This window comes from Paenibacillus sp. W2I17, assembly GCF_030815985.1.
Lineage (GTDB): Bacteria > Bacillota > Bacilli > Paenibacillales > Paenibacillaceae > Paenibacillus.
The window spans coordinates 2,540,333-2,554,415 of record NZ_JAUSXM010000001.1 but is presented as its reverse complement, the minus strand read 5'-3'; the positions used below and the strand labels follow the sequence as shown (position 1 = coordinate 2,554,415).

At 38.2% G+C, this 14,083-nt stretch carries 11 protein-coding genes; all 11 read left to right on the top strand.

Annotated elements, in window-relative coordinates:
* Positions 1–9: 9 nt before the first annotated feature.
* The 11 genes from QF041_RS11160 (at position 10) to QF041_RS11110 (ending at position 13,886) form a co-directional block, all read left to right on the top strand.
* The gene (locus tag QF041_RS11160; protein ID WP_307414084.1) at positions 10–552 is read left to right on the top strand and encodes a hypothetical protein; all 543 of its coding nucleotides are present in this window, start codon (positions 10–12) and stop codon (positions 550–552) included.
* Between the two features lie 67 nt (positions 553–619).
* A complete protein-coding gene (locus tag QF041_RS11155) occupies positions 620–1,240 on the top strand; it encodes a hypothetical protein (protein WP_307414082.1) in 621 nt (206 codons plus the stop codon).
* Positions 1,241–1,273: 33 nt separating this feature from the next.
* Entirely contained in the window at positions 1,274–1,846 is a 573-nt protein-coding gene (locus QF041_RS11150; RefSeq protein WP_307414080.1) for a hypothetical protein, read from the top strand.
* A gap of 4 nt (positions 1,847–1,850) precedes the next feature.
* Positions 1,851–2,537, top strand: a complete 687-nt coding sequence (locus QF041_RS11145) for a hypothetical protein (protein ID WP_307414078.1) — start codon at positions 1,851–1,853, stop codon at positions 2,535–2,537.
* Positions 2,537–5,596, top strand: a complete 3,060-nt coding sequence (locus QF041_RS11140) for a hypothetical protein (RefSeq protein WP_307414076.1) — start codon at positions 2,537–2,539, stop codon at positions 5,594–5,596. The genes QF041_RS11145 and QF041_RS11140 overlap by 1 nt, the downstream gene beginning before the upstream one ends.
* A gap of 65 nt (positions 5,597–5,661) precedes the next feature.
* Positions 5,662–6,810, top strand: a complete 1,149-nt coding sequence (locus QF041_RS11135) for a galactose-binding domain-containing protein (protein ID WP_307414074.1) — start codon at positions 5,662–5,664, stop codon at positions 6,808–6,810.
* 90 nt (positions 6,811–6,900) lie between these two features.
* On the top strand, positions 6,901–8,124 hold the full coding sequence (locus QF041_RS11130) for an SPRY domain-containing protein (RefSeq protein WP_307414072.1): 1,224 nt from the start codon (positions 6,901–6,903) through the stop codon (positions 8,122–8,124).
* A gap of 59 nt (positions 8,125–8,183) precedes the next feature.
* The gene (locus QF041_RS11125; RefSeq protein ID WP_307414071.1) at positions 8,184–9,353 is read left to right on the top strand and encodes a hypothetical protein; all 1,170 of its coding nucleotides are present in this window, start codon (positions 8,184–8,186) and stop codon (positions 9,351–9,353) included.
* A gap of 50 nt (positions 9,354–9,403) precedes the next feature.
* Complete coding sequence (locus QF041_RS11120) at positions 9,404–11,509, top strand: hypothetical protein (protein ID WP_307414070.1); 2,106 nt, start codon at positions 9,404–9,406, stop codon at positions 11,507–11,509.
* 11 nt (positions 11,510–11,520) lie between these two features.
* The gene (locus tag QF041_RS11115) at positions 11,521–13,479 is read left to right on the top strand and encodes a DNRLRE domain-containing protein (RefSeq protein WP_307414069.1); all 1,959 of its coding nucleotides are present in this window, start codon (positions 11,521–11,523) and stop codon (positions 13,477–13,479) included.
* A 146-nt stretch (positions 13,480–13,625) separates the two neighbouring features.
* The gene (locus QF041_RS11110) at positions 13,626–13,886 is read left to right on the top strand and encodes a hypothetical protein (protein ID WP_307414068.1); all 261 of its coding nucleotides are present in this window, start codon (positions 13,626–13,628) and stop codon (positions 13,884–13,886) included.
* Positions 13,887–14,083 lie beyond the last annotated feature (197 nt).

Here is a 14,083-nt window from a genome sequence, read left to right as displayed (position 1 = left end):
TTGATTATAATGACACAACCAATTATTACATGGATGGACGCAACACATAGCAAGGAGATTGTAGCACCGTTTGATTATGGTGTTATTGATGCAGATACCAAAAGTGAAATTCGTATTTTTAATGTGTGGAACAACAAAGGTGGTGCGACGGATGTGTCAAAAATGGAGGATTGCACCTTTACAACGCGGGATATGGACGGGGGCACTGGTGATACGGTTAAACACGATATTGAAGCTGTTAAAAACAACTGGTTTCATGTGCAAGTGGACTCACTTGGGGAGAACGACTTGGATGAAGAGAGCTCTCGTGTAGGCAAAGACTTTTCGAAGCCTATTGGAACTACGGGCAAAACCACGGTGGATTATTCAGGAATACCTTATGCAACACCGCTAGTACCGGGAGCAAAAGAGATTTTGGGAGTCAATAATAATGGAAATCAAGAAGACGCCGCAGGTAACTATGTAACGCTGTCTATTCAATGCGAAGTACCCTTGAATGCTCGTAGTGGTAAACAAGAGTTCAAGAAACGTATCTCCTATCGTTACGTTTAAGAAAAGTTAATGATGCAGACAGGCTATTATAGCCTGTCTTTTTATTTATCTATGAGGAGGAAAAACTGTGATTTTAGGTCAGAAACAGTACTCTCGTTCACCTGTATCTCAAGCTTATATATGGATTGCCGATTATTATGATGGAACGTATCTGAGTGAGTATGATCTTCAGACACAACATCCACACCGCTTTTATGACATCAACAAAGAGAAGTTGGTGTTATTCGGATTGATGGGTCAAGGATCCCAAGTTTATTACAATGTTGCCAATGGGGTCTTTCACATTAATGCTGATCGTTACTCCATATCTTATGAATGTGAGGAGCAGGAGTACCCTTTAACCGGGAGAACGTTTGTATACAATGACATCATCCAATTCAAAAATGGATCCTCAGAAGCGAATATGGCTGGATTTTCAGGGCAAGGGAATTCAGGGGCTTTCAGAAATACGATTGAATGTTTTAACTTTGGTTACAAAAAAACAATGAACCTGAATGATGCACAAATTAATTTTCAATGCGTATGTTCTCTGCCTTTAAAGGAATCCGTATTCTTTCAAATAAAAATTTCCTCTAACCTGGACTTGCCTGGGCAACTCGTAATTCGTAAAAACGGGTTTGTCATAGATCGAATCATAGCCCCTCTGAAGGCAAATCATGCAGGGATCATTAACTGGGACATTCATTGAGCTGGATTTTGAGATGAGATAGGTGGTGAGAATATGGCAATTCAAGAAATTGCACTAGATATAGATCTATCTGTAGGTGTTTTTAAAGATACGATATATGAGGATCAGAGGTTGAAATTAAGAGAACTGGGTCATGATGCGGACGGGAATTCAATTTATACTGCTACTGGATCTTGGGAGTCCACCGCGATTCGAATTCAGGATAAGATCGCATCATTTAAAGGTGTGGCTTCAAAGGTAGATGTTGCGGGGGGCGCAGCATACAAGATCTACTGGAGTACATCTGAAGACGGCTTTGAGTGGTTGGAGTATGAGGAAGTCTCAGCTAATAGCGCTGTGTCCAAATCTCCTGCCAAGTATGCGAAGGTGAAAATTGAGATTTTTGCAGAAAAGAAATATTCGAACTTTTACATAGACGATTTTAATAAGAAGGATAAATACAGTAATCCCTTTATTGAAAGTGAATCTGGTTCACTAGGCTTAAAGAAAATATATCAATTGAACATGGAACAAGCATCTGACACTCCAACAGGCATGGTGTTACGTCAGAAGGTTGAAAAAGCGAAATTTAAGAAAATAGATAGAATCAGAGTGAGTAAGGGGTGATTTTATGGCAGTTCCAGCGACTACAGGCGTATTGAGATCGAATATAAGTGATATGGAGATTGGCGACTATATTGTATGGAGATATGATTCTTCTGGAGAGCAATTTATAGATGGCACTCTAGGAATAAACGAAATACCTGTAAATGGGTTGGTTGGTACTACAAGTTTAAACAACTACTACTGGTACGCTATTAAAGTAGATAAAGGTCTTTTAATCTCTGATCGCATTAGACATCATACTGTCACTTGGGATTCAATGAATGCAAATAAGATTATCGAAGGGTTGCCTAAAACCTTTGGTGGTGTCTCAGGAATTGTCCGTAGTATATCTGGTGGAGTAGGATATGCAGATAAGGATGGAAAACTGAGTATGAAGGACTTAGGATTGGGAGCATTCCCTACAATTAATGAGTGGGATGTGTATATCAAAAATGGTCGTTTGGGTGGAAAGGTAAAGCCCAATGACGATAATGTTTGGCATCATCTAAATGTTTTTTCTTGGACTAAAGAATCTCCAGCTATTGGCACATGGACTACAAATGCTGGAACATCATTAAGTGCAACTAATACTTCAAGAATTGTACGTGGATATGAATCAAGGTCAGACAATCGAGGTGTAGCTTTTACAGGTTCTTCGGCATCACAAAACTATATTGGTTTTCGTCCAGTATTTGAATATAAGGAGGTGTAATGATGGCAGTATTAGGAGATCAATTAGTTGCACCCGAATCAGGGTGGAGACGCTATGATGATACACATGTTGGCTTAAAGTATACAGGAACTTGGACCACCCCATCCCCATCCAATACAGTTTATTATGGTGGCAGTATAAGAGTAACTAGCCGAGCTGTCGACAATAACTATGTTACATTTTCTTTTTTCGGAACAAAGCTTAGGATTATCTCTGACTTTTACTCAGATAGGCATTCTGATAACTCTATCACGATAGATGGTGTAACAGAGATGTATAGTGCGTTTCGTGCAGTAGGTTCCCCTAACCTTCAGCAATCCATAGTGTATGAAAAGACTGGATTACCTCTTGCAGTTCACACGGTTACTATTGCAACAGGTCATAATCGGATAAATTTCACTTTAGATGCTATAGATATTGATGAAACGGGGTATCTGTATGGACACGCTCTAACCTCCCCTGAAACAGGATGGAGAAGATTTGATGATACACACGATGCTTTTGCTTATCTTGGAGCGAATTGGATTGCTTATACAGGGGCAAATCAAGGTATTTACAATAATAGTCATCACTATACATCTCAAGGAAAAGGTGACACTGAAATTAGGTTTAAATTTTACGGAACCAAATTTAGACTAATTTCAAGCATAGGTCCGGCTTTTGCAAATGATATTTCAGTGGTCATTGATGGAGTAACTGAGAAGTTTAATCCAAGAATGCCAACAACAGCAGACGAAAGACAGAAAGTAACCTATGAAAAAACCAATCTACCATTAGGTATTCATGAAGTTAATCTTATCAGCGGAACGAACGGAGATTGGAGGTTGGATATTGATGCTGTAGATATTGATGATAACGGTTATTTGGTAGCACGTGTCGGACAACAACTGACAACACCAGAGCCAGAGTGGAAGAGGTATGACACGGATAACTACGCACTGTATTTGGGTACAGATTGGAAGACAGTAACGAATTCCACGGGGCGTGTATTTGAAGGTGGCTCAGTTAGGTATAGCAATGTAATTGGGAATTATATAAAATTTTCTTTTACAGGAGACAAGCTTAGACTCATTGCAGAGTATGGTAGCGCATATGATACAAATGTTGAAGTTAGCATTGATGGAGTAATAAAATATATCGACCTAACAACTTCATCTTCTTCTATTCAATATCAACCTCAAAGGATCGCTTTTGAACAATTAGGTTTAACTGATGGGGTTCATGAGGTTATAGTTAAAAAAGTTAGTGGCACAGGTAATTTTCATATTGATGCAATAGACATTAATGTAACTGGACGCATGGTAAGACTTATTGGAACCCAATTGACTACACCAGATGAGGGTTGGAGAAGGTATGATAATCTTGACCCTCAATTTATTATAAATGGGAAATGGACAACTTTCTCTAATGCAAGTCTATGGAAGGGAAGTTCTATTTATTTTAATAGCACCTTAACTGATGGTGAAATTCGCTTTAGATTTTTTGGATCGAAACTTAGATTTATAGGTTATGGCGACCCGAATTATAATATGTCAATAAGAATTACTATTAATGGACAATCTGAAACCTTCTCTTCGACTTCCTCTGCTAATGTCTCTCAAATGCTTTGCTATGAGAAGACAAATCTCATAGAAGGTTATCACGATGTAGTTATAGATTGTAATGGATCATCTAGCTATTGGCATTTCGATGCAATTGATATTGATTCCACAGGTCGGTTATTTCATCCAGATGAAGTAACAAGTGTTGGAGAACTTGAGGTTGGTAAACGCATCAGATGTAATTATGTTGCGACTTCAGGAGCTGTTGGTTCATTCGGCAGACTTGGCAAAGAAACCTCTGATTTTATCTCTTCCATAGGTTCAGCAACGCCAAATGGAGACTTCTATTTTATTATGGTAGAAGACTGGAATAGTCGAAAGCGACTTATTGCCGATAGGAACATTCAGCATAGTATTTCGTGGAATACTTTGAGTAGTAGCGGTTTGGTTTTTGGTGTCCCCATTAATATGGATATTACAGGATACAATTTCATTTCTCGCTTATTGACTGGTGGCATATCCTCTACTGACAAAGAAAATGAGTGGGATAAATATATAGTTAACTCCACTCTTAATGGATCGATAGTTGCAGGAGACAATAATGTTTGGAATTGGGATGTGAGATATTCTTGGACTAGTACAACTAATCCGGGAGCTAGCGCAAATAGGGTTAGACGTGGCGGTACATCTGCAAATGCATGGCTAACTTCGGATACCACAATAACTACAAATGGATATAGACCATTAGTAGAACTAGAAACTTTGCCAATGTTTAAATCCTTCGTCAAACATGATGGAGCCTATAAAAAATATGCGCCAAAAGTTTTTATAGAGTCGAATGATAACGCAATTCCAGTTATAACATCAAACACTTCTCCATCAGGTATTGCAAGTGCTAGTAGCATTAACAGTGCAAGCTTTGATGCATATCAAGCATTCAATGGCATTCAGGATGAACGATATGGATGGGCTTCTTTAACGCCTATAAGTTGGTTGCAATATCAATTCCCAACTAAGAAGATTATATATAAGTATTCTCTAGCCATGAGGACTAATGTCACCTATTATGCTACTGGTGAGCCGCCAAAAACATGGATATTTGAAGGATCTAATGATGGTGTCAGTTGGGTTGTTTTGGACACTCAAACAAACAATGCAACTTTAGCGAGAGGATCGGTAGAAGAGTATAGAATTAATAACTCAGATGCTTACACCTATTACAGAGTTAATGTGAGTGCCAATCAGGGGAATGCAACAATAACAGTAATTGCAGAGTTGAAAATGTTTGAGAAAACACCAAAAGGTGAAGTAGTTGGATGGAATACAATATCCGCAACTTTGCCTTCAGAAGACACTTTTATTAATGACGGAATGGATGATCTATCTGTATTTGATAGGAAGAACGAAGTTTTCGTTCAGACCATGACTGCCAACGGATCGCTAGGATCAGGCAAGTTATTTAAAGAAAGAATCGATCTAAAAAAGTATTTCGAAATAACAAGTGTAAGTGTGAAGTAGGGCTTAGATGCTCTACTTCTTTTTGTTTTTAAAATAATGATGTTGTCTAGAAAGGAGAATCGTTTATGGGGTATTATAAAGATTTGCTCCCTGCAATGACTGCGGTAAACGTACCCACACCATACGCTGTTCAAGCTAACGAACAAGTGACCAGTGGATTGGTATGGTATGCAGTCGATAAAAACTCTTCTACTTATTGGAGTACAAATGCGAAAGCTCCATCATGTTGGTTCAGGGTTGACTTCGGCAATCAAGTCAAAGTTTCAAGATATTCTATAGCTATAGATACAGCAGTACCACCTACTGGATTTAACTTAGAAGCAAGTAATACTGGTTTATTTTCAGGAGAACAGGTGATATTAGATTCACAAAACTCTGTTGTGTGGAATACAAATGGTAAAAATCAATATGATATAAATAATTCAAATTCATATAGGTACTATAGGGTTAATTTCACTTCGGGAACATATTCAATGAGGGTTCAAGAATTTGAATTTTTAGAGTATGTACATTATAGAAAAATCTTACTTTCATCTAATAGCAAAACTTATTCAGTAGCACCAACAGTTTATGCGACAGAAACAGCAATCCCACAAATGACATCCAATACCACTCCTAGCGGTATTGCTTTTGCAAGTAGTATTTATGGCACTGGCTATGAGCCTTGGAAAGCGTTTGATAGAAATGTAGGTGATTACTATAGTCAGAACTCAATTAAAACAGGGCATTTGGGTTATGAGTTTAGCAAACGTGTCGTTATAGGAAGATACACACTAACCGCAAACACTATTTTGTTCGCTCCCAAAGATTGGACTTTTGAAGGTAGTAACGATGGAGTAGTTTGGACTGTGTTAGATACACAAGTAAATCAAACATGGACAGCGAACAATACAGATAAAGAGTATTCTATTGATATTAATAAAACAAATAGTTATAAAATGTATAGGCTTAATTGGAGTTCTAATAATGGTGGCGGGTATGTCATCATCCGCGAGTTTAAGATGTATGAAAGAATACCATTTAAACTATTGAAACTATCCAACCAATCAGAACAAACCTTTATGAATTATGGTATGGAACCAACAATTAATCCAACACAGTTTAACGGTGTTAAGCCTATTGAATCTAATTCTATTGTTCATGAATCAGTTAAAACCTTCGAACACACAGTTGATATGTCAAAACGCCGAGTAGATAAAATTACGCTTGGCTAAATTTACGAGGAACACATCTATATGATGTGTCTTGTTTGTTTTGAAAGAAAATATGAAATATGGTGATGTACGGATAAGGAGGGTAAAGTAATGGGATCAATAAAAGTAACACTGAATCCATCTGACAAAGTTGGAAGTCCTAATCTAAGCAATGGAGATTTAACATTTATTTCTACTACTAGTTCCGATGGTATTCGTGCAAACAAAGGAAAAAGCACAGGAAAATGGTATTGGGAAGTTAAGCATATCAGTGGTAATGCTAATTATCATTTTGGTGTGTCTTTATCAAGTCAACCTATTAGTGTTGCTGTTAGTTCGAACTACAGAGGATACTATGCTTACAGTGGCGCGAAATACCCGGAATTAACTGGATATGGAACAAGTTTAACTGCAAATGACATTATATCCGTATTACTTGATTTAGATAATGGTATCTTAGAGTTTTGGAAAAATGGTGTTAGCTTAGGGGTTTCTCACACTGACATTAAAACCTTTATGGGAGATAATCAAGTAATACCATATATAAAAGCTAGTACGATAGGTCAAACAGTTACTTTTAATTTTGGAGCTACTTCATTTGCACATCCTATTCCAAATGGGTATCAGCCATACGCATTTGAAGTTTTTAATAAATTTTTGATTTCATCTGAAGATACGACATATTCATTGTACAAAAAGGTTGGCAAACCCTTAATTCCGTTGATGGATGGCTATGATAATGCAGCTGGTAGCGTTATTGGATCAGCAAGTTATTCAACAGGTTACACATGGAAGGTTTTTGACAATGATGATACTACTGTTTATACAACTAACTTCATACCAGTTTCTTCAAAACCAGTATATATAGGCTACAGATTCAATGATCCTGTGTGTGTTAAGAGATATTCATTTTTAGCTGGACTGAGAACATTTAAATTTATGGCTTCTAACAATGGTACAACTTGGGATACGCTAGATACACAAACAGCATTGGTTTCAAATACAACTACTTATCAAACATTTGATATTAAAAATGAAAAAATTTATAATTATTATAAAATAGAAGCAACATTAGCGACTAGTGGCAATGAATGGATAAGTATTCCTTTTGTTCAGTTTTATGGATTAATGCCTTCTATTTTATTAGAATTCCCTTCTAGCGAGGGAAGTTATATTCGGAATGGTATGGACAAAGGATTTCAAATCGATACAGTTGAAGTGTTGAATGTTAAACAACATATTAATGAAGATTCAATTCCGCTAGGATCAGGCAAACTCTTCAGACAACCAATCGACAGGGAGAAGCATAGAGCAAAAAAAATTATATTAGGCTAAATTTATGAGGAACACATCTATATGGTGTGTTCTATTTATTTTAAAAGGAGATGAGTTGAATGGCAACAGTAGGAGATCAACTGCTCAATCCCGAATCTGGGTGGCAAAGAGTTGATGATGCAAATAAGAGCATCAAATACAATGGCAACTGGCTTTCTGTTACGGGAGATCCAAATACGTATGCAGGAACAGCTCATTACTTTACTCTGAGTGGAGCAACAACAAATTCAATCGAATTCTATTTCTATGGAACAAAGTTAAGAATAATTGATATGTATTGGTCAAACAGAGTGAATAACGTAACAGTAGAATTGGATGGGGTTATATCTTCATACAATCCAAATAACTCTACAAACAAATACAGGGTAATTGTATTCGAAAGACTAAACTTACAATATGGTTTTCACAAAGTAAAGTTAACAACAACAAGTACAAACAATAACTTCTCTATTGATGCCATAGACATCGACTCTAACGGTGAAATTGTTTCAGGTTTGAATAAATTCTTGATTTCATCTGGAGGCGAATATTGTAGCGTTGCTCCTGAAATCACTGGAGTAAGTACTGCTGTTCCACTAATGACATCCAATACTTCTTCTAATGGTAGAGCATTTGCTGGTAGTATAAATTCTTCTGGATTTGATGCTTGGAAAGCATTTGATAGTGCTGATAATAGTTATTATCTCAGTGCAAGTGGAACGGGTGGAATTGGACATTTAGGGTATGAGTTTGATAAGCCTATTAGGATAGGAAAATATACTTTAAGAAGCACCAGCACTCTAAACGAAACGAGTATAATGCCTAAGAACTGGACTTTTGAAGGTTCTAATGATGGTGTGAATTGGACTGTTTTAGATGCGAGAGCAGATCAGACATGGGTAACAGTTTTAACAGACAAAGAATACCTTATCGACATCAACAAAACAGACAGTTATAAAATGTATCGTATTAATTGGACTGCCAATGGAGGGAATGTTAACTATACATTAATCAATGAATTGAAAATGTTTGAATTCACACCCTCTAGGTTAGTAAAGCTTCCTAACCCATTAGAACAAATATTCTTTAATCACGGTATGAATAAAGGAACTTCTATTGATCTAGCCAATTCCAAAATGTTTGAACAAAGATTTATTGTTCAATACAACTCTCAATTAGGTTCAGGAAAAGTCTTTAAACAAAAAATAGACACATTAAAAATACCAATCAAGAAGGCATCAATCACATAACGATGTGAAATGATTGTTTGATTTAGAATTTAGAAAGGAGTGTTGAAAGAATGGCTACAATAGGACAGGCACTACTACTTGCTGAGTCAGGTTGGCAAAGAATAGACAATAATAATAATGCTATTACTTATTCAGGTGCATGGACATCGGGAAATAGTAATGATTTTTACAATAATACGTATACATTCACATCAACTGCTAATGATAAAGTTGCTTTTACATTCAGAGGAACGAAGCTTAGAATAATCGGCGCTCAATATACTACTGGCAGTAGCGATATTAGCATTTTCATTGATGGAGTGGAAGAAAAGACAACTCAGAATGCCGGGTTAGTTTATCAGGTCCTTACTTATGAAAAAATAGGTATGGTAAATAAAGTTCATACTGTTGAGATAAAGAATAATCAAAATGCGATTGTTTGGATAGATGCTATTGATATTGATAGTTCTGGTGAATTTGGTGCTACTGGCTTGTACAAAACGCTAGTCTTCCATGCCGATCGATATAAATATATCAATGGTACGAACTGGACAACTCTGATTAATGCAATTCCAACGGAAAATGATTATAAAGAATTCGGGATAGATGATATCACTACTATTCCAGAAGACATGTGGGTGAAGTTGGTAGGCGAAATAGAATTGTGTTATTACACAACAGATTCAAGAGTTTCGAATGCATCCTTTAACATCGAAACCGAACCTTTTACTCTCGAAGAGGAGTGGGCAGACAAGGATATTGAAGTACTTTATTATACAGACGATCCCAATGCAACAGAATCGGCAGTTACAATCGAAACCGATCCATTTACATTAGCCGAAGAATGGGAAGACAATGAGATCAAAATCATTGAATACACCGATGACCCAAATCAAACCGAATCAACGATTACAATCGAAACCGAACCTTTTACCCTCTACGACGAGTTGGGTGACAGTGTGGATGTTCTATACTACACAGACGATCCATCCAAAACGTCAGCGGAACTAAATATCACGGCTAACTACTCCCCATTGGATGAACTTGAGGGAGATTTTGACGTGGTTACGTGGACGAATGATGAAGAGGTAATTGCAGGTAATCGGGACATGATGCTAATGTATAACGCGCTACCGTTTGAGCAATTAATTGTGCAACCAACAGACATAGCGTTATATGGAGACGTGAAGAAAGTTGTCGCTACGAAAGTAACGGAGAACAGTCCGGAAGGTATATTAAGAATGGCTGCTTCGTTCGACTCAGGGCTCACATGGAAGACATACCGTTTCAACAAGTGGCTTGATCTGGATATCAAGGATACAACGTTATTCAAAAGAAAAGGAATGAATCTGGACACACTCAACGCCATCCCTGAAAAGGATCTAATAGATTTAACTCGAATTGCCTACTACTTCGATAGCAGTAAGCACTATGAAAACAGCTATTCGCTGGACGAAGTGAAGATGATCGTTGATGCACCGCGTAATGCGGTGGAGTTTAGAGATATGTCACTGCAATTGTTAAACACCACTGCCACAATCGACCTGACCTTCTCTGGTAACAAACTAACAGGTGTGCTTGATGATGCAGATCAAGGCAAGGTTAAGTACCGCGTCTTGTTGAACGGTAAAACGTATTATCCGGCGGATGGTAATTTTACGCGACTAGCAGCTTCTCCATTCAATATGGAACTCAATATTGACGAGAGAAATGTTAATTTTGGCGTAGAGAATACATTGAAGGTTGAATTTCAGGACTATTGGGGTGCAGTAGACTCATGGGAAACCAAGTTTATCGGATCGTATTCAGGATTAATGTTTATGGACGAGTCGGGAGACTTTCTGTCAGATACCTTTGGTGGTATTTTGAAACAACTTGATTATGGAGTGATCATCGCCGGACAGACGACGTTAACGAAGAAAGTCAGAATCAAAAACTTGCTTGGATATGCTGTGGATCATGTATACCTGGAGATGGATAAAAAATTCGAAACGGACGGTGTTGACGTCCAATTATCCAGACAGGCCGACCCGTTTCTTCCGATCGATTATCTAACCTATGGTCTGATTCAACCGGAGGACAGCATCGATTTTTATATTCGTATCGCAACGGATATTCATGCCAAGCCGAACCCAAATGGTAATTTTGAAATGAAGGTCACAGCAGACCGGGTGTAGCTCTCAATACAATGAGACAGGAAGTGAGTGGAATTAATAACGGGGAGACTCTATTAGATAGTTATATACATATTAAAAGTCCGGAAAATCGTTTTGCAGCAAAGTATATCCTGTACAATCAGGTGGATGAAGAACTGCCTTCGGTCCTAATAGCTGCTACAAGAAAAGTTAGCGAGATCGTCTCCAATGTATCCGTACGTGTCAGACGTTCAGAGGAATTAAGCAATTCGCTATATGTGATGTACAGGTCGCAAGGGGATCTGAGCGCAACCATTCAAGCGGCATCCAAAGTTGATCTTGAAGGCATTTTGTACGTTCGACCACATAACCGTGCACACGGCAAATATGAATTACTGGAAGCACCGCGTGTGACTGTTAACCTGAAGCCTGTTGCTGATGCGACCACACGAAGCCAAACTCACCTGCAGACGCTCAACTTTGGTGATACACAGCGTATGATGATCGGTAGAGACGAGATAGAGCAATTCGAATCGTTTATACATTTCGGTGATTTGGATACCAGAATACCTGATCTGTTATATCTGGAAGACGCTAAATTGAGGTTATATTACACAGGAACCCTGGCACCTGGAGCACACATTGAGCTGCATCAGCCTGATACGTTGTGGCGTGAGTACGGGATTACGTATGCGAACAGACCTCATTCCATTCAGCTCTTATCGTCCAGTTATACCCTGGATACGACTGAACGTTATGTTGAGTTTGATATGATGGCATTACTTCAAATGTGGAGAGAAGGTATTCTTTCGAACGATGGAATGATTATTCAGTCTAGCGGCAACACGCCGATCTATTTCAACACTCGTGAGTCTTCCAAACCACCTGTTTTGAAGATTAGATATATCACTTCTCAAATCTATTCCATCGGTCGAACTGAAATCGAAAGTGAAGTTTTTATTTATGGTGTAGGCTACAAGGACATAGCTTCAATGTTAGTTGTGCACAGTGATATTGGGCTAGATTGGCTCAAATCTCAGTTGTACGTCCACCGCTATGAGGATCACATGCATCATGATATACCTCAAGTAATCGCAGTCAGCCGTCCGGACCTGGATGTAGATCTGATAGTAGCTAAACGTATAGACGCGGACCTGGATTCGAACATTTCTATTGCTGAAAGTAGGACAGAAGAGAAGGAAACATGGGTTTCTATTTCTAAGCCCGAGCTTCATTCGCAGTTCATTACCGCCATACGAACAACTAGAGATACAGACGGCAATCTTGCCGTTAGAACAGGTCTGGACGACGAAAAAACTGTAGAAATCACAGTGTCTCATCCTGACTTGCCTTCAGTTATTACGGTAGATAGACAAATGTCTCTGGTCAGTACGTTAACGATATCACAGTTGTTCAATGATGGACGGGATACGAGTTTAATTGTATCCATACCTGATCTTCATGTTTCATTGGAAGTCTCCGATTATATAAAAGCAACTTCAACGTTGGGGTCTTTGCTTACGGTCATGTACGATGGTGATTCGACTGTGATTTCGGAGATTACGGTTAATAAGCCTGATCTGAATAGTGTTCTTCAAGTCAGGGCATTAGATCATGATGAGAGAGCAGGTACTCTTGAGATTCCTTATTTGGAAGAACAGCCTGGGCAATTATATATATCCAGACCTGATGTGCTTTCCAGCATTGAGGTTAAGTATATGGATGTTTTGGATGCACACATTAGTATCAAGGAAAGAGAATACTTGGATGGCTATCTTCAGGTACGAGAGTGGAAGGATATGCATTCTACGGTAGATGTGAGACAGATTGTGGATATGGCTACTGAAATGACAATTTCCAAGCCTGATCTGGCCGCGTATCTCCTACCAAGAGTTATTACGAATGAAGAGTTAGATTCAATTGCAAGTATCCGTAAACGGGATGCCAGTGATATAGTGACCAAAGTATTTGTGAAGAGTCCAGGGAATCAAGCTTATTTTTACATTTTATAAAAAGAGTTAATTATCAAAGAGGGCATTGGCCCTCTTTTTTTTGCGTTTAGGCTTTTGCCCAACTCTAAGCATCTGTATTTTATTGTGTAACAGTCGTCTTCTCGTTATGATACAATGTGTTCATCACATATTAAGGAATGAAGACCATGCGTCAAGAGGACAGTGTATTTGAACAGATTATGAAGCAGAAAAGATTGAAGCCTATCAAGCCTGAAACTACAAAAGTCCAAGTTAATCCAATACATAAAAAGAAACTAGCTCAGGAGCAATTAAGTGAATTAGATATCCAGTTCAAAAAGTCGGTAGCTGAATCAATAGACCGTAGTGTACTTCATAGACGAGTACTGGGGATTAGAAGAGAGTTAACGGAGATAAGGCGATTAAAGAATGATGAGCATACGTTTTAAGGTAGGGCCACTTTGACCATCCCTGGGTGAGGGTGGCTTTTTATATTCCAACTAAGCATATATCTATTATCTAAGTCTGCGAAAAGATTTACCAACAGTATATTTGAACTGTAAGTACCTACATTTTCTCAAACACGGCAGGTGTCCACACGACAATCCAGAATGAGGCATACAATTATCGTGACCTGTGGAAGAGG